The organism is Pseudomonas sp. MF09150 (genome assembly GCF_059862355.1).
In genome coordinates, this window is record NZ_JCBCUS010000001.1 from 1,383,808 (window position 1) to 1,399,455 (window position 15,648).

The window sequence follows — 15,648 nt, forward strand, 5'->3', positions numbered from 1 at the left end:
CTCAAGCGCGTACTTTTCTGCGGAGGAAACCATGGCCGACTTTTTCAACAGAATCGGCCGATAGCTGCCTGTTTCCATCGGCGGATCGCAGCCAGTAGGCAGGAAGCATCTAGCCCGGAGCTGCCGGCTGAGATGCATCAATCTAGCAGAGCGCTCAGCTCCTTCCGGCTCGCCGCATCAAGGTTGAGCAGCAGAGTGGTCGGAATAGGCCAGTCCCTACACCCAGGCGACTAGCTGCATACGCGCTGTTATCTCAAAGCTTTCTCGGCCCGCGCGGATCCAACGAAATTATATTTGACGCAGGCAACTGCCGCTCAAGCTCAGCGATACGGTCATACAGCTCAATGATTTTCGCATCCGCTTCGCTCAATAAACTAGCGAGTTGGTCGCGCTGCCGGGCAACTTGCTCAATCCGATCACGCAGGGCGCGGCTTTTCTGGCGGGCGAGAATATTTACCTTGTTCAACGAAGGAGGTCGCTCCTCCGCATGTTGATCCACGTAGGTTTTTATCTCTGCGACGAGACTCGGGAAACGAGATTTCTTAAGCGCCGACGGATCGCTCCCGGCCTCTTTGGCCACGTTGTTCTGAGTGACCGGTGTCCCCTTCGGTAGAAGCTGTGGCCTATTGAGTTTCAGGCGCTCAAAAGCATCACGATATTGATCAGCAGCGCTGCGGCGAGTGGGGAGTTCAACGTCCATTTGCGCTCCCTACGACACGACGGAAGCTCTCTACGCTTCGCTGTTGAGCCATCAACGATTCCATTAGCGGACTTCCATCCTGAACAGTAGCAAGCCGCTCTTTGAGTACATGTTCAAGATCATCTACCGCACCCAATCGTTCTGAGTCATACAGCACATCAGGGCAAGGTTTTGCATCCTCTGAATCACCGCCCCCGCAATGGGCAATGTTGTCAATTCCGCCGTACGGACAAGGCTCGCGACTCGAACAAACGCCAAGAATGATCGGGCGACAGGCGACTGCGCCTTTCTTTGCCAAACCAATCATCTTCTTCGCATCCTCTGGCGAAATCAGCCGAACGATCTCAGCCTTTCGTTTGTCTCCATGGGGACTGACAAAACGCTCACTCGTAAGCTGCTGTAACTCTCTTCCAAGCGTCTCGTACATTGTGCGAACGTACAGGGTGTGAGCCTTCTCCTCTAGACGCAGCCGAGAGTGATTTTGTCCGTAGTAAAGGCTCATCGCTCGAGTGACGTGCTTGAGCTGGTACTGAAGCGAAGCATCACTTACGAGCCCGGAAGCTTGCATGTTTACTGCCCCAGTTCTACGCAACTGATGCCACGCCAACGGCCATACAGCGCCCACTTGATACTCCTCCGGCAGTGTAGGGGTAGCTAGCCGGGCCAATTTCAAATCCTCAGTCGTGATACGCAAACGTTCTAAGTCAAAGAGCTTCCCGTGCCCCAAAAGGTCGGAATATGGCTGAATGCTCGGTCTCAGTGAGTGATTACCTTTATTGCGCAATGAACTCCAGGGCTCGTAAGAAAAATCGGTCAAGTAACGCCCGGCGAGAACTCTCGCGGCTTCGTGAGGCGCGTATAGTGAGCGAAATAGAGAAATAACCTCCATCGCCTTCACGGCGACTGCCACAGATGGGGATGTGACCCAAACGGCGTCGCTATCAGAGAGCGTTTTTGTCGTCTGCCCACGTAACAAAAAAATGTCGCCGAAGCTCTTGTCGTGCTCGATGTCAAGGCACCCGGCTCGAAGATTCCATGCTTCCTCGACCCGCATGAGACTGAAGTTAAGGATGTAAGCTAATCCCGCGCCGTTGACCAGTTTCAGATAGCTAGTCAGCGCTCTTACTTGTAAGTCGCCACTGCGACCCACCCAACGTTCAAGCAGCTCAAAGATGCCGAAGCGTTTCGCGGTATCTGCAAACGCGCCGAGAAAACGAAGCCCCGTTTTAGCGCCTGATAACTGCATATTATGGCCGCAAAAAGGCGGTGCGTTTACGCACGCCGTTCTCTCTGAAACCCTCTGGTTATGTTCGTAAGCCGCGAAGCAGAACCGGTAACAAGCTTCAACCTGTTCTCGATGGGATAGGAAGTCATCAAGGCACTCTCGCAGCCTAGTAACTTGATAGCGCCAAATACGTGGAGGAATGTAAGGTGTTTGAGCTGTATGATGAGTTGGAAAAAGCGCAGCCAGACGGGTTAGGGAGCCTGAATCCAGCAACGTAAACCCTACGGCATCCCTGGACGCGTAAAGCTCATGCATTAACGACAGAAACTCGGTTTTTCTTGAGGTATGAAGAAAGGCAGGGATCCGTTCGCATACACGTGGAAAGTGGCTTAATTCGCTGGCAAGTATTCCTGCCTCTTCGCAAAGAACAAAGAGCCGCCGCATCTGATCGAAACGCGTTTTAAGGGATCTGTAGCCACGAGCGCCGTACGGCCCGTATAGCCACCAGCCAGTGATGATTCGAAGTAAATTTGCGTTCTTTGAGCTAATTGGCGCCGCTGATTTTTTAACTGGCCCATCACCAAAATTCAGGGTCAGTGCCTTCTTGGCCCATGGATCAAGCCTCCAAATTGGATCACCCCAGCGGCTTACTACGTTGCCCTGCGCATCAATTATGACGGGCCAATCAGGTGGCGGAGGCCAGCTCTCTGGACGGTAATTCGATGCCCCAGGAACGGCGAGAGGCGACTCGATAGAAAGCCCTAACGTCGTGAGCATATTCATAGGGAAGCCCCCGCTGTAACTTCCGCAAGCCGAATAAATCCGTCCCAAGCTGGGTGATAGTCCTCCTCAGCTATGCGTGCGAATGCCTCTTCCACCCAAAGCCGACGTACCTCGCTACTCTCTTGAAAGAACCGTAACTTCGCACTCAGACGCTCGACCGCAAGCATCGCTGGATGGTCAGCCTCGTCAGATCTATCCGTGCAAGCTGGGCGATATCTAACTAGCTCCAAGCTCTTGAGCACTCGCAAACTACTCAGAGACCAGACGTGATCCTCGCTTTCAATATCCCGATGATTGACGCAGAAAAGGCAACCCGCAGCGTTGATACAATCGGGATCAGGAGCATTAGTCGGAGCATCCACGACCGATTCTGGTATCGGCGCCACACAAGTACCTGGAGCAGGTGAGCAAACGACGGGATCTGCTTGCCGGTGAAATCGAGTGATTTCAATCATCGCAATTTGCGGATTGGGCTCGGCGTACACACGAATCAAAGTTTCAGCGGTATGCTGTGCGATTTCCGCCACCAGTTCGGGGCGTTGCGACTCACGTAACAGCCAATTAATACGCGCCCCCCGGAGCTTACGAGGTCGAACGAATCGAACACTGGAATCGGTGCAGACGCGCGCAATAGCCGTGAACTGAGGAGCTTCTAAAACGAGACGTCCCCCAGGGCGGACGAGAGGGAAAAGAAGTCCCTCTAGATCGTCTGGAAACCACGTGTTACGCCACTCAATGTAGCGTTCGAACCACTGCTTGTAGCTTGAGAAAACGTCAAACAGCACTTCACCCTGACGGCGTTTTTTGTAAGACCTCACTTGGTAACCATCAAAATGACTCGTGTAATGGTATTGGTCGATCCGAAGCTGATGCGCCTGCGACAAATTCATGCCGGTTTGTGCGATGAACATGAGCAGCTCGGCTTCGATTCGCAGATTCACCGCCGGGTATCGAGTCTCGATTGAAACGTCAGCGTTCCGAAGTTCGCGGTTTCTAAGAATGGCCGCAATCTGGAATTTGGTTTGAGGTCGAATCCGTCGCGACGCTTCCTTCTCTGTATCGCGCAGGCCGCACCAGATAGGTAGCGTCGAACCCGACCGCAACTCCACGTGGATGGGAAATGGCCCCGTCACAGCTTCATAGGTAAGGGACGTACAGACGTCGGCAATGAACTGCCCGAATGAAAAGCTCTCTTCTAAACTTTGCTTATCAGCGCCCCCATTACTGGCCTTTCCGTTGCCTCTAGGCTTGCGGATTCGGGTGCTGTACAGAAGCGTCGAGCTTCGGCCTAGAACTCGGTCGAGCATCGTCGCGGTTAAACTTGCCGCGTCGTATAACGATCCGGCAGTTAGATATCCTTCCACGCGATGACGCTGTAGAAGATGTTCAGCCCACCCCAGGTATTCCTCCGCGACCGTATCAATGCTCAACGGACGCTCGCACTGATCCACCCACTGAAAAAACTTCCTCAACGCGCCAATCTTGTTATTTGCCGAAAAGCGGCTCCCCCCGCCGACAAGGTCGTCGGTCAAACAGTCATGGAGCCCCTTCACAAGCTCTACTCGCTCCAGCAAAGGATCACCTAAAGCACCTGATGTGATTTTACTGCGTACAGTCTTCACCTTTGCCTCAGCACCACCGCTGTATAAAAGTGGTGCCAGATCCCAGGGCGTCTCATTTTTCGCGTACTCAAGCACTGGAAACGTTAGGTCTGAAAACGTTAGGTTATTCATTGCTTGCTCCCTGCATCGAAGCAATACCTGTAAACGCAGCCATGAAGCTGTTCGCAATGGCCTGCTTAGCGGGTGCGGCCTGCACAAATTTGATGTATTTGAAGGTGGTAGCCTCCGAATTTGGCCCGTGAAGCAATGCGTTGCTGACCGTCGCAATCACTATCGCCACATCAGTGCAATTTGCTAAAGCGAGCCTAGCTAGCTCAGTTCCAAAGGTGCATCGCGATTGGTGAAAGCGAAATTTCCTGAGCGCTTTGATGCCCGACGCGATACCTAATTTTCTAAGCGATGACATTTCAACGTTTATGGCCGAAGACTGATCACTGTCGCGACGTCCGAAAGGGTTTCCGAATCGTGTCAAGAACACTAAGTCTTGATGCTCGCCAGCAGCAGATGCCTCGCGAGTCAACCTGCGAAGACTCTTGGTGTACTCCAGGACTTCTGAACACAAAGCTTCGGGAATCCATACCTGGCCAGTTACTCCAAATTTGGTATGCACGGGTGGGGACGCACCTGGCCCTACGGATATCAGAAATAGACCTTTAGCAGACGGATCGTGTAAGGCACGCTCCAACGTATCAATACGAAGGTCACAGATCGTTCCCAGTCGCATACCCGTAAAGAAACCTAGAGCCAACATCAGATAAAGCTCGGGTGAGGCGTTCTGTTTTGCGAAATCAAGAATGGCGTCTCGATCAGCCGCAGACACAGGAAGTAGCCCACCTTCCAATGTGACCCCAATGCGTTTTCGGTTTGGAATACCCAGATCGGTGGTGGTGCCAGCTAGCGTTCGCTCGAAGCCAACCTGGTCAAAGTATTTGATGAAATAGCGCTTGTCTTTCCACAGCGGCAATATCGGGTTTAGAAGGCCACGCCTCCTAACCCATCTGTAGAAACTGATGCAGTTACGCATGTACTCGGAAGCCGTGGCAGGACTGATATGACCAGCATCACGAGCCTTGATAAGCGCCCCACGGTACTGAACAAGACATCGATCAGCCTTTCGAGACGGAAACTCAAACCACTGAAGCCCGCGACTCTCCAAAAACTTCGCGTAGTTCAACAGCCCGTTCAGGTTGCTAGAAACGGTCTTAAGGAGTGCCTCACCATTGGTGACTCTCTCCATAGCCCAGAGATTGGCTTCTCTCCAGGGCAAGCCGTCTTCCCAGAATATTTGTGGTAGTCCTTCGATCACTACACGAGAGCTATTCAGCGAGTAGGTAATCAGGCGGTCTTTGACAGAAAGGTCATGCGGACTGAAGTGAATGTGTTCGACGGTAGGCAAGTGAAATCTCTGTAAGAACAAGCGTCAATGTCCATGGGGATACCATCTAACTTTGGGCGTCCACAGTATGCAACTTATTCTTATCGATGCTGTAGACCTCGACCGCCGGCACCATCGACTCAATCAGCGTCATCACCCGCTCGCTCATGTCGCCATAAAGCGCGTAGTTCGATGAGAACGGGATGATGCCGTGCTGGCGAAGTATCTGTTTGATCTGAAAGTACGGTTCGCCCATCTTGATAAAGGGCTTGGCGTCGTAGCTACGAGCGATGACGCAACCATCATTGTTCGAAAGCACCACAATCGGGACCTTTGCCAGGTCCGGCCGGAATACCCGCTCACAACTGGCATAGAAGCTGTTGCAGTCGATCAGGGCAAAAACAGACGGGGCCTTAGACATGGCTGCGCACTGTGCTGGTAATCACACCCCATATAGAGAGCTCGTCGCCTTCCAAGACATACCGGGCCGGGTATTTAGGGTTCTCGGACAGCAGAATGACTTCCTTGCCGCGCTTGCATAGACGCTTGCAGACGGGATCATTGTTCAGCAATGCGACGACGACATGGCCGTGGGCCGGCTCAATAGAGCGGTCGACCACGGCCAGATCCCCCTCATAGATTCCGGCACCTTGCATGCTGTCACCGGTGATCGACACAAGGTACACATGGGGAGCACGGATATTTAGAACCTCATCCAATGAGATGTGTGCCTCGATGTGGTCAGCCGCCGGAGATGGAAACCCGGCAGGGACCTGGAAGAGACACAGCGGCAGCTTCCGGCCGCCCTCGGCGATAGGGCCTAAAATTGAAAAGCTCATGACGCAGACGCTCAATACTGTACGAATGTACAGTTAACTGTGAGAACGGCTTGCGGTCAATTTCCACGTAGGATTTATCTGACAGGCGGATTGATATCAGCCGAGCTCGTCAGCGTATCCAGCGTCAGCCTCTTCCATCAGTTCTTTCCACTCCCACTTGTCAATAACGCCCCGCGCCACAAGGTCATCAGCAAGGGCCAACCTGGCGTCGTAGCGATCTTCAGGGGTCCCGGCTAAAAACTCGGGATCGTTAAACAGCGCGTACCACGCTTCAAGCTCGTTGATTTTTTGGATGTCGATTTTCATGACGATGCGCACCGGTCGGGGTCTACAGTATTGAAAACGGCCACGCCGGGCCGTTCAGTACTTCCGACATGTGGAGGCAGCGATGTGCGGACGCTTCGTGCAATACGAGGGGATGGCGGTCTACATGGAAGAGCTGAGCCCGCAGCTCAAGCTGTTCAGCGGCTACGACGCTCAACCGATAAACCGGTTCAACGTCGCACCTTCGACGCGCGTGCAGGTGCTGCACGGCCAAGAGGACGGACTACACATAGATGCGGTCCACTGGGGATGGGCGCCATTTTGGGCGAAGGGAAAGCGGCCCGACCCGATCAATGCCCGGGTTGAGACGGTTACCACCGGCAAGTTTTTCAAACAGCTCTGGCCGAAAGGTCGTGCCATCGTACCCAGCGAAGGGTGGTATGAGTGGGTAAAGGATCCCGATGATCCCAAGAAGAAACAGCCCTACTTCATCCGCTTGAAGAGCGGGCGGCCCATGTTCTTCGGCGCCCTGGCCCAAGTTCACCCCGGGCTGGAGCCGCACGAAGGGGATGGCTTTGTGATCATCACCGCGGCGAGTGATTCAGGGATGGTCGATATCCACGACCGCCGGCCGCTTGTGCTGACACCTGAGCATGCGAACGAATGGCTCGACCCAGAGCTATCGCCCGAGCGTGCCGAGGAAATAGCCAAAAACCTGTGCCAACCCACTGAAGAGTTTGAGTGGTACCCAGTCGGAAAGGCCGTAGGCAATGTGAAGAATCAGGGCCCTGAATTGATAGAGCCCGTCGAAACACCGTCATAGGCCTGCTCGCACGTCACTCCCCTGCTCCGGCTTTGATCAGCATCAGCCGCCAGGTCTCCCGCTCTTTCATCAGCGCGCTTGAACACGTCGGCAAGCACCAGGACGGCGCGGGAAGCTGCCTCGCTTGTGGCGGCAGTGCAGGAATGGCTGCGGGCCTGGGCTGCGAGACGGCCGGCAAGGTCGTCGACTGACCGCTGCAGGCTACCAGCAGCAGCGCGAGCGGAAGCAGCATCAGCAGTTGCTTGGTCGATAATCTGTTGTCCATCTTGAACCACCTTATTGATCGCGTTCTGCCGGGCCTGCTCCTTATCGCGCTCGGCGACGTCGGCCAAGGCCCAGGCCTGTTTGTCTCCAGCATCACGGGCATTCCATCGTGACTGCCACTCGGCATCCTTGACCGACTTGCCGTGGCCATATGCGACGTACAGCGCGCCGAACACCACGCCCAGAAACAGCAGGGCCGCCAGGGCAATGCCGCCAACCTTCAGGGCCAGGACGTTCATGCCAACACCTTCGCCGCCAGGTCACGCAGTGCCACGCGGTCCGCCTGGCCAGTCAGCCCGCCGTTGATGGTTCGGGTGATCTTGGCGAACTGCCCGGAATCGGCCAGCTCATTGAGGCCGTTCGACTGCCAGAACCACCCGGCGACCAGGGCGGCAGTCTCGGGCTGCTCCACCAGTTCAGGGTGATTTACCAGGTCCAGACCCAGGGCGGCGCCGGCGGCGCGGTAGTTGTTCGCACCGGTCAACTGGATCAGGCCGCGGCCTCGATACTTCCACCCGTCGCCGGGCAACACGTTACCCATTCGGCCGCCGTACGCGATGTTCGCGATCTGCTCAGGCTTGCGAGCCACCTGCGCGGCCAGGGCGGCGTCGAAGCGATTCGGCCAGACGACCTGGAGACGATCGGCGCTGTAGTTCAGGTTCTCGACCATCCGCGTCAACTGGCCGGACTCATGCCCGACCTGGGCGATGAAGGCCGCCATGCGCACCGGGGAGTTGATCTTGAAACGGGCCATCGCTGCATTCAGCGCGGGCACAAAAAAGCCCGCAACTTGGCGGGCTTGGGGAAGGATCTGCAGCAACTGCCGCTGGGTGATGGGCATAGCAAACACCTCAAAAACTATCAATAACCGATCACTGCCATATAGTGCGGCGATGTGATCAAGGACGAACTCATGAAAAAACTAATTATCTTTGTTGCATTCGCAGCATGCGCTTCTTGCTACTCGAACCAAGATCGGTGGGCCGCCTTCTCCAAGGCTAACTCTTGCGTGGCTACTGGGAATAAGAAAGAACTACTTGCCGGCTCCGTTTATAAAATCCCGCAGCGCCGAGTTGTGTATGAGTTTGTATGCAAGGACCAACGGGTTTGGTCAGATCTTGGAAACTATGCGCAATACAATGAATGGCTTTCGATATAGCCTACAGACCGGGTATATCGCAAAGCGGAAAGCGCATTAGCCTTCCATTAAAAACATCATTGGCCGCCCGATATCCAGCTGGCGAGAAATCATCAGTATTTCGCATTTGCACGGTAAGTGAATTCAGCCCTCCCCCAATGCTAATGGAGTAGCAATAAGGCGGATATCCAGTGTCTCCACCGCCTGAGACTTCAAATACCAACGTCGCATCTTGCGCAATAATCCAAGGTGTCTGGGTTAGCGCCGGAAAGGTAACCGTCCTGCTGGTTGCACTTTGGCTGTAAGGAGGAGACTCAATAGACACAAGGGTCTGGATTCTTGGGTACTTAAATTGCGGGGTGAATATCAGCTTTCCGCTTTCATCCCACATTTTTAATCCTACCTTCCCTTCTCCTATTGTGATCGGATTTCCAATTGTCGAGCATAGCGCCCATTGGAATTGGCCATTAGCCTGGTATTGAAAGCAGTTGCCAATCAGGCTATTTCTCTGGAAACACTGCACTCCACCCACAAATGTCCCCGGCGCCGGCTTGATCAGCATCATGGGTGATTCCGGATACAAATCCGGGATTGAGATCCTTTCAATCGCGGCGCTACCCGAAGCATAACCAGTTGCTACCACGCGCATATTTGGAATCATGCTATTCAGCTGCTCTTTGCCGTCGGGAGTATATGTCTTAAATCCAATGCTCATTATCTCTTTATCACCGTATAGGGAACAGACGCCCCTGGGTCAGTCCAGGAATTTGAGGCGATAGCCGTAAATGAACCATTATTTATTCTTACATAATGGCCATTCGGAATTAAAACTGCCCAATCATCTGTGTCCGCCATTTCTGGAACGCTGACACTTATTGTTTGGTTGGGCGAGTTAAACGTTATGAATCCCGTCTTGAAAACTTTTGAGATTCGGTCTGTATAATCAAGGATTAAGTTACCCGCCTCATCCCACGCCTTAATCCCAACGCTCATATATCAATCCCCATGGCAAGCGCGAGCTGACCGTTCGGGTAGTAGATTCTGGTGCTTGAGTTGGTATCAATCTTCTTTGCACCTCCCGCAATAGCTCCATTCATTTCCAGACCTCCAGACTTGGCAAACCGCCACCCTGTAGAACCAGAGACAAAGTTATCCGACTGCAAAGACTCCCCGATTTTCAGCATGCTGATGCTGCCATTGCGGATAAATGCGGTGTCGATATAGGCAGCGTTGTCCTGCACCACAAACGGGTAGAACACGTCGGTGGTGTTGGGGTCGATGATGGCGAACCGGCTTGCGGCGATCAGCACCTGGCTGGTGATAATTCCCTCGTCGTTCTCCACGCCGACCCCGATGCCGGCCAAGTACGGCTTGTCGTCGACGGTGAGCTGGGTCTTGATCGTGTACATCGCTGCCAGTTCGGTCTTCAGCGCTTCCACCTCCACCGAGGCGCCACCGCCCGAGTCGATCTTATCCAGAAGGTGCTGGCTCAACTGGGTCTCGGTGATCTGGTCGTTGAGGTAATCCAGGATCGGGCCAGCGTCCGAGGACGACTGCCCGGTGACCGGCCCGAAGAATGCACCCTCGTTGCCTATACGGTCGACCAGGCGGGCCCAGAAGAAGAACTGCACGCCGGCGGCCAGCCCCATGATCGTCAGGTCTGTCTGCGGATAAGCGTAATCACCGAACTTTATCGCCGTGCCGACCTGGTTGGTCTGGCTGTACCAGATCTCAGTCCGTTGGAGGTCGGCCGTGCTGAGCCCTGCCGGAATGCCCCACTTCAGCTTGATGCCGAATACGATCGACTCGGCGGTGAACGAGGACGGCACTGGCGGCGGCGTGGTCTTGCCATTCAGCACGGTCTCAACCGAAGTGGCGAACACCGAGCCGATATCGAGCGAGTTGATGGCCCGCACCTTCGCCACGTAGCGCCCGGCGTAGATACCACTGACATCAATGGACGTGGTGCCCGTGCGGCCGGCGAAGATCCAGTCGCCGTCGTTCTTGCGCCAGTAAACCTCGTACGCGATCGCGGCCTCTGGTTTCTCCCAGGCAATGGTCATCACGCTGATTGCGCTGCCCTGATCCACAAAGTGGTCATTGCTGACCGTGACGTTCGCCGGCGGCCTCTGGACGCTCGGGGGGATCACCGTCACCGGCGGCCGCTCGATGCGAGTGCCATTGTCGATGGCGCCGAACTTGCTCGCGTTATGGCGCACCGCGGTAATGGTGAATTTGATATCGGTGTCGGAGAAATCATCAGCCACAGACATCACGCGGAACAACTGCGTGGCTAAGGTTGCCGAGTCAATCGCCCACATCGAATGCTGAGGCGGTAGATCATCCAAGTCCTCGGCCAGCACCACCTGCTGGACCTCGGCCGGAAAGCCCGTGGTGTCAAAGGTGATGCTGCCGTTGTCCCATCTGATGCCGCTGCTGTCCCAGGTCAGCGGGTACCCCGACGACTTGATGACGCGCGATACAGCTTTGCCGCTGGGCATGATGATCGTGATGGTGTCGCCTGGGTACGCCTTCACGTCCGCGTCGAGCACCAGCGTATTGATCGTGGACGAGCGCAGGCGTCCACCGATGCGGCGGCCGGCCCGATCATTGTCAGCGATGCGGATGATCTGCCCGGGGCGCGCCAGAGTACCGTCGAGGCCCACGGAGAAGCCCACGCTTTCCGGCTCCAGGCGGTTGGTCAGCAGCGCCCACTTGCCCACGCGCTGGGCCTGGGCCTGCGAAGTGCAGCCGGTGGCAGTGATCTCGGTCTGCTGGATGCCGTAGCGAGTAATGCCGGCCTGATCGTCTACATACTCGACCTTCTGCCGGTAGAAGTCCGTCGGGTCGTTCCAGCTCACCAGGGCCACGGTGTACCGGCTTTTTTTCGCCGACCCAAAATAGCCGAACTTGCCGTCAATGACGTTGGCGTTCGAATAGGTGTAGACCGGGTCTTCAGGGATATCGGCCACAGCCATAACGGAGCCGGCCGCCCAGTAGGCCATGCCACGGAAGGTAGTGGCCAGGTCCTGCAGCACCTTCAGGGCGTCGGCGCGAACCGATAAGAACAGGTTGCAGGTGAATCGCGGCTCGGTACCGCCCTTCCCGTCCGGGACCGGCTGATCACAGTACTGGCCGATCCGGTACAGCTCCCATTTGTCGACCTGGCCGGCGTTCAGCAGGTGGCCCAGGCCATAGCGGAAGTGCAGAAGCAGGTCGTAGAAGATCCAGGCCGGGTTGTCCGTCCATGCGGTCTTGAAACTGCCATCCCACACACCTGCGTAGATCCGGCTCTCGGCGTCGTAGTTGCTCGGGACCTTGATGATCCGGCCGTACAGGTCAAACGAGCGCGTCGGGATCGACTGGAACTGCGAGGCATCGAACTGCAGGCCGATGATGGCCGACCCGGGATAGCGCAGCTTGGCGTCGATGACCTCGGTGATCGCGTCGATGTTGGTGGTGTCGGCGATCGCGCTGCTGGTCGAGTTCTGCGTCTGGCGAGTTACACGCACCTGCCAGCCTGACGTCGCCGGCGGCAGATCTACACGGTGCGATCGCTCGTACTTGGTCGAGGTCTTGCCGCTGAAGGCCGAAGTCAAAACCGGGACATATGCGCCGCCATCCGTGGCCACCTCGATCAAATACTGGACGGTGTAGCCGTTGGTGTCGCCATTGCTGGTGTTGGTCTGGGCCAGGCGCGGCACCGAAAGGCGAATGCGCACGGCAGAAAGCTGAAGGTTGGTGACCGCGCGCACCCAGGGCTGGCCATAACGCAGCTCGACGCCGATGCTGATCTCGCTCTCTACGGCCGGGAAGCCGGGGATATGCAGTTGATCCTGGCTGCCCGTGCGCGCATCCAACGTGACGCCGCTGAAGTTGATCCCGCCATCAGCGTTCGACAGCGGGGTCTCATCGAGGAATACGGAGCGCATGCCACTGGCGAGGCCGCGGATCTCCCCCTCGCTCACCAGGTCCAGGATGCGCGCGTAGGCAGTGCTTTGCAGGCTATCGGGCGCCTCAACAGAGGGGCGCGGCTTCGATTCGCCGCCCTTGCGGCCGGTGATTTTCTTGGTGGTCATGGCTTTCCTTCAGGCGAAAAAAACCCGCTCATGGCGGGTGTGCTGGCTGGGGTTCGAGCTACATCTGGTCTTCGGAGTAGATCCCGGCGCTGATCACTGCACTGCCGACGATCATTCGGCCGTAAAGCAGCGGGACCGGATTGCCCTGGACGCTGGTGTTTACCGGGCCGTTGAAGCTGTAGCTGGGTCGGTTGTTGGGGCTGTCTTGGGTTCCAAGGCCCTTGGCTTGAGGACTGAGCATCTGGATAACGCCGCCGGCAAGTAATGCGAAACCTACAGGGGCAGTGGGAGCACCGAAGTAGCTGGCCGCAATCAACACTACACCGGCAATGATTTGCAGCAGGCCCGCCCTTTTCGAGCCTGCTATAACAGGCACAATCCGGATAACGTCACGCCCGGTGGGCTTCGCCAGGTCATCCTCGGCAATGGTTTCCTTGCCGTTGAATATCGCAAAACGTAAACCCTTGCTTGAGCTCTCAAGAATGTATTTTTCAAATCCGGGAAACTGCCTGAAGTAGCCCATGATGTCCCGCCAGCCACTGCCTGTAGTCATCCTGTGGCGTCGGCCGAACTTTTGAGCCAGCGAGCCAGACAGGAGAACGGTTTGCATTTTTTCAACAGTCTGCGACATAAATTCTCCGAGCAATAAAAAACCGCCCGGAGGCGGCTGTTTTTAGAATGTTGTAGGCGCTATGTGAAATGCGCTGTCCCCTGGATTGTAAACTCTGAACTTTTTCAACTGGCCAGGCCCTACATTCGTTGTCACCTCGAGCCTTGCTGGGTTAGCCCCACAAAGTGCTGCCCCTTCAAGTCCCGCACCAATAATCCACTCCCCTGCAGGTACGAAGAAAGTCGCTTTTTCTCCAGGGTTCAATTTGGCGACACGATTACCATTCAGGTAAACAGCTGCAAAACAACCGCCACCCGCATAGCCCGTATCCCTGGTAACAACAATTGTCGCTGCGTTTTCGGAAGGACTTTGAAAGCCAGTGACGCGCTCTATAGGCGCAGGCTTTGCTTTTTCAGAAGGCATCGGGGAGGTCGAACACCCCGCCAAAACCGCCAGCGCCATCGCGCCAATCAAAATCCGCATAGATCCAGCTCCTTTTGAGATCGGCAGACGATAGCATTTTCAGGCTGGATGAATCCTCAGTAACTGGCGGGAGGCGTGCGGTAGTAGCCTTCCTCTGCCTCATACAGCCAAGGACAAGCACATGCCAATGAAACAGGACTTCGATTCAGACCACTTCAAGCGGTGGCCATATATTCCCGAGCTTCGAGAGGACGGGAACAACAATAATGGCGGCATAGATCTAATTGAGCACCCCGAGCGGATCACGCTCATCCATGAGGCCACCGACGAAAACGGCCTGCGACCTCTCCTTATTGAGATGAACAAGCCAGGTGGGCAGTTCATGTCTCTCGGCTGCGCCTCTGGCATGGATGGTACGTACGACTCATACATCGAGTTCACTCTTCGAGACCATGAGCGGGCTCTGAGCATTGACGCCGTTCACGCCTTTGATTTGGCATGGAACGATTGGGTTAAGTCAAAATACCCAGACTACGCCGCACCGATTCTGGCAAACGTGGTATTGGCATATCGTTCATTTTCACTCCGCGGAAGTGAGCCGCAATATCTGATAACCGCTTACCATCGCGCGACGGAAGAATCGACTCATCGTCAGCTTGTGGAGCTTTTCCATCTCTTCCTACACGAGTTTCAAGAGCTTCCGGCATTTGAGCCTCCAGTATGACTAAGCGTTCTTGAGTGCATCCCTGTGTCGCCAGTAGCCCACCGTCACCTCTGACCAGTAGCCGCCGTACACGTCACGCTTGCTGTCGCGGTTGTAGAGGTGGTGCAGGATTGATCCAGGCGCCGGGTAATGTTCGGGCTCGGTCTTCAGCACGCCGTCGGCCAGGTAGATCCCGGCGTGGTTTGGCACTGGCGATCGGATCTGCATCAGCACAATGTCGCCATGCTCCAGGGTTGAGACCTTCTCGAAGCCGGCGGCCGGCAGATTCTCCAGGTAGAGGTTGCCGCCTTTGTCCCACCAGCCATCCTCGCGCTCGTAATCGCCCAGATCGATGCCCATCTCGCGCCGGTAGAAGTCGAGGATGATGCTCAGACAGTCGTGCACACCGTGGGCAAACTTGCGGCCGATCAGTGGAGCCTGGTAGCCCTCCGGCGCGAAGCTCACAAGCTCGCCTGGGCGCACCTGTTCGTCCTCGCTTTTGCGGACCTCAAGGATGTACCAGGGAAGCCCGGAGGCCTCGCAGGAGACGCGATCAGCCTCACTGGGGGCCGCTGGATAGTCAGGGTGGCTATGCACGACAGCGAGCACCCGCCCGCGGTCCTCGGCGGCCGCATAATCCTCAGGCGCCAGGCGGAAGTGTTCGCTCGGCGTGGACGCGGTGTTGCGGCAAGCCACATAGACCTCCTTGCGCCCTTCTCGCACCAGTAGCCCGCAACACTCCTTGGGATACTCGGCCAGGGCATGCCGCTCGACTGCAGCTCTATTTGCTTTGTTCATGG

The 15,648-nt window shown here is 55.9% G+C and carries 15 protein-coding genes and 1 pseudogene; 2 read left to right on the forward strand and 14 right to left on the reverse strand.

What is annotated here, in order from left to right:
• Positions 1 to 253: 253 nt before the first annotated feature.
• The 7 genes and pseudogenes from AC19YX_RS05950 to AC19YX_RS05980 all read right to left on the reverse strand — a co-directional run bounded on the left by AC19YX_RS05950 (position 254) and on the right by AC19YX_RS05980 (position 6,850).
• Positions 254 to 700 (reverse strand): hypothetical protein, encoded by a 447-nt coding sequence (locus tag AC19YX_RS05950; protein WP_017849253.1) that lies wholly within the window; start codon positions 698 to 700, stop codon positions 254 to 256.
• Entirely contained in the window at positions 690 to 2,708 is a 2,019-nt protein-coding gene (locus tag AC19YX_RS05955) for a hypothetical protein (protein ID WP_238560708.1), read from the reverse strand. Before AC19YX_RS05955 ends, AC19YX_RS05950 begins: the two co-directional genes overlap by 11 nt.
• A complete protein-coding gene (locus AC19YX_RS05960; protein WP_271674342.1) occupies positions 2,705 to 4,441 on the reverse strand; it encodes a site-specific integrase in 1,737 nt (578 codons plus the stop codon). The genes AC19YX_RS05955 and AC19YX_RS05960 overlap by 4 nt, the downstream gene beginning before the upstream one ends.
• The gene (locus tag AC19YX_RS05965; RefSeq protein WP_017849256.1) at positions 4,434 to 5,747 is read right to left on the reverse strand and encodes a site-specific integrase; all 1,314 of its coding nucleotides are present in this window, start codon (positions 5,745 to 5,747) and stop codon (positions 4,434 to 4,436) included. Before AC19YX_RS05965 ends, AC19YX_RS05960 begins: the two co-directional genes overlap by 8 nt.
• A gap of 58 nt (positions 5,748 to 5,805) precedes the next feature.
• A pseudogene (locus tag AC19YX_RS05970) lies at positions 5,806 to 6,126 on the reverse strand (Y-family DNA polymerase); the annotation flags it as partial.
• Positions 6,119 to 6,544, reverse strand: a complete 426-nt coding sequence (locus AC19YX_RS05975) for a LexA family protein (protein WP_421547348.1) — start codon at positions 6,542 to 6,544, stop codon at positions 6,119 to 6,121. The pseudogene AC19YX_RS05970 and the gene AC19YX_RS05975, both read right to left, overlap by 8 nt.
• A gap of 96 nt (positions 6,545 to 6,640) precedes the next feature.
• A complete protein-coding gene (locus AC19YX_RS05980; protein ID WP_421547349.1) occupies positions 6,641 to 6,850 on the reverse strand; it encodes a hypothetical protein in 210 nt (69 codons plus the stop codon).
• A gap of 82 nt (positions 6,851 to 6,932) precedes the next feature.
• On the opposite strand from AC19YX_RS05980, the gene AC19YX_RS05985 reads away from it, so the two are divergent.
• Positions 6,933 to 7,631: an SOS response-associated peptidase family protein gene (locus tag AC19YX_RS05985; protein WP_500605880.1), complete on the forward strand. Its 699-nt coding sequence runs from the start codon at positions 6,933 to 6,935 to the stop codon at positions 7,629 to 7,631.
• Here the strand turns inward: AC19YX_RS05985 and AC19YX_RS05990 are convergent.
• The 6 genes from AC19YX_RS05990 to AC19YX_RS06015 form a co-directional block, all read right to left on the reverse strand.
• Positions 7,589 to 8,134 (reverse strand): DUF2514 family protein, encoded by a 546-nt coding sequence (locus AC19YX_RS05990; RefSeq protein ID WP_500605881.1) that lies wholly within the window; start codon positions 8,132 to 8,134, stop codon positions 7,589 to 7,591. The genes AC19YX_RS05985 and AC19YX_RS05990 overlap by 43 nt on opposite strands.
• Positions 8,131 to 8,736, reverse strand: coding sequence for a glycoside hydrolase family 19 protein (locus tag AC19YX_RS05995; RefSeq protein ID WP_500605882.1), 606 nt, complete (start codon positions 8,734 to 8,736; stop codon positions 8,131 to 8,133). Before AC19YX_RS05995 ends, AC19YX_RS05990 begins: the two co-directional genes overlap by 4 nt.
• 319 nt (positions 8,737 to 9,055) lie before the next feature.
• Positions 9,056 to 9,748 carry a hypothetical protein gene (locus AC19YX_RS06000; protein ID WP_500605883.1) on the reverse strand — a complete coding sequence of 231 codons (693 nt, stop codon included), beginning with the start codon at positions 9,746 to 9,748 and terminating at the stop codon, positions 9,056 to 9,058.
• A gap of 274 nt (positions 9,749 to 10,022) precedes the next feature.
• A complete protein-coding gene (locus tag AC19YX_RS06005; RefSeq protein ID WP_500605884.1) occupies positions 10,023 to 13,112 on the reverse strand; it encodes a TipJ family phage tail tip protein in 3,090 nt (1,029 codons plus the stop codon).
• A gap of 58 nt (positions 13,113 to 13,170) precedes the next feature.
• Positions 13,171 to 13,743: a tail assembly protein gene (locus tag AC19YX_RS06010; protein ID WP_500605885.1), complete on the reverse strand. Its 573-nt coding sequence runs from the start codon at positions 13,741 to 13,743 to the stop codon at positions 13,171 to 13,173.
• Between the two features lie 42 nt (positions 13,744 to 13,785).
• The gene (locus AC19YX_RS06015; RefSeq protein WP_500605886.1) at positions 13,786 to 14,205 is read right to left on the reverse strand and encodes a hypothetical protein; all 420 of its coding nucleotides are present in this window, start codon (positions 14,203 to 14,205) and stop codon (positions 13,786 to 13,788) included.
• Between the two features lie 121 nt (positions 14,206 to 14,326).
• On the opposite strand from AC19YX_RS06015, the gene AC19YX_RS06020 reads away from it, so the two are divergent.
• Positions 14,327 to 14,869, forward strand: a complete 543-nt coding sequence (locus tag AC19YX_RS06020) for a hypothetical protein (protein WP_500605887.1) — start codon at positions 14,327 to 14,329, stop codon at positions 14,867 to 14,869.
• Here the strand turns inward: AC19YX_RS06020 and AC19YX_RS06025 are convergent, their stop codons facing one another.
• Positions 14,870 to 15,646: a C40 family peptidase gene (locus tag AC19YX_RS06025; RefSeq protein WP_500605888.1), complete on the reverse strand. Its 777-nt coding sequence runs from the start codon at positions 15,644 to 15,646 to the stop codon at positions 14,870 to 14,872. It abuts the gene before it with no gap.
• Between the last annotated feature and the right edge of the window lie 2 nt (positions 15,647 to 15,648).

What these genes read in the sequence shown, in the direction of transcription:
- AC19YX_RS06020 (WP_500605887.1), top strand. Translation starts at nt 14,327, where the DNA reads ATGCCAATGAAACAGGACTTCGATTCAGACCACTTCAAGCGGTGGCCA.
- AC19YX_RS06000 (WP_500605883.1), bottom strand. Translation starts at nt 9,748, where the DNA reads ATGAGCATTGGATTTAAGACATATACTCCCGACGGCAAAGAGCAGCTG.
- AC19YX_RS05990 (WP_500605881.1), bottom strand. Translation starts at nt 8,134, where the DNA reads ATGAACGTCCTGGCCCTGAAGGTTGGCGGCATTGCCCTGGCGGCCCTG.
- AC19YX_RS05995 (WP_500605882.1), bottom strand. Translation starts at nt 8,736, where the DNA reads ATGCCCATCACCCAGCGGCAGTTGCTGCAGATCCTTCCCCAAGCCCGC.
- AC19YX_RS06015 (WP_500605886.1), bottom strand. Translation starts at nt 14,205, where the DNA reads ATGCGGATTTTGATTGGCGCGATGGCGCTGGCGGTTTTGGCGGGGTGT.
- AC19YX_RS05975 (WP_421547348.1), bottom strand. Translation starts at nt 6,544, where the DNA reads ATGAGCTTTTCAATTTTAGGCCCTATCGCCGAGGGCGGCCGGAAGCTG.
- AC19YX_RS06005 (WP_500605884.1), bottom strand. Translation starts at nt 13,112, where the DNA reads ATGACCACCAAGAAAATCACCGGCCGCAAGGGCGGCGAATCGAAGCCG.
- AC19YX_RS05950 (WP_017849253.1), bottom strand. Translation starts at nt 700, where the DNA reads ATGGACGTTGAACTCCCCACTCGCCGCAGCGCTGCTGATCAATATCGT.
- AC19YX_RS06025 (WP_500605888.1), bottom strand. Translation starts at nt 15,646, where the DNA reads ATGAACAAAGCAAATAGAGCTGCAGTCGAGCGGCATGCCCTGGCCGAG.
- AC19YX_RS05985 (WP_500605880.1), top strand. Translation starts at nt 6,933, where the DNA reads ATGTGCGGACGCTTCGTGCAATACGAGGGGATGGCGGTCTACATGGAA.
- AC19YX_RS05955 (WP_238560708.1), bottom strand. Translation starts at nt 2,708, where the DNA reads ATGAATATGCTCACGACGTTAGGGCTTTCTATCGAGTCGCCTCTCGCC.
- AC19YX_RS05960 (WP_271674342.1), bottom strand. Translation starts at nt 4,441, where the DNA reads ATGAATAACCTAACGTTTTCAGACCTAACGTTTCCAGTGCTTGAGTAC.
- AC19YX_RS05980 (WP_421547349.1), bottom strand. Translation starts at nt 6,850, where the DNA reads ATGAAAATCGACATCCAAAAAATCAACGAGCTTGAAGCGTGGTACGCG.
- AC19YX_RS06010 (WP_500605885.1), bottom strand. Translation starts at nt 13,743, where the DNA reads ATGTCGCAGACTGTTGAAAAAATGCAAACCGTTCTCCTGTCTGGCTCG.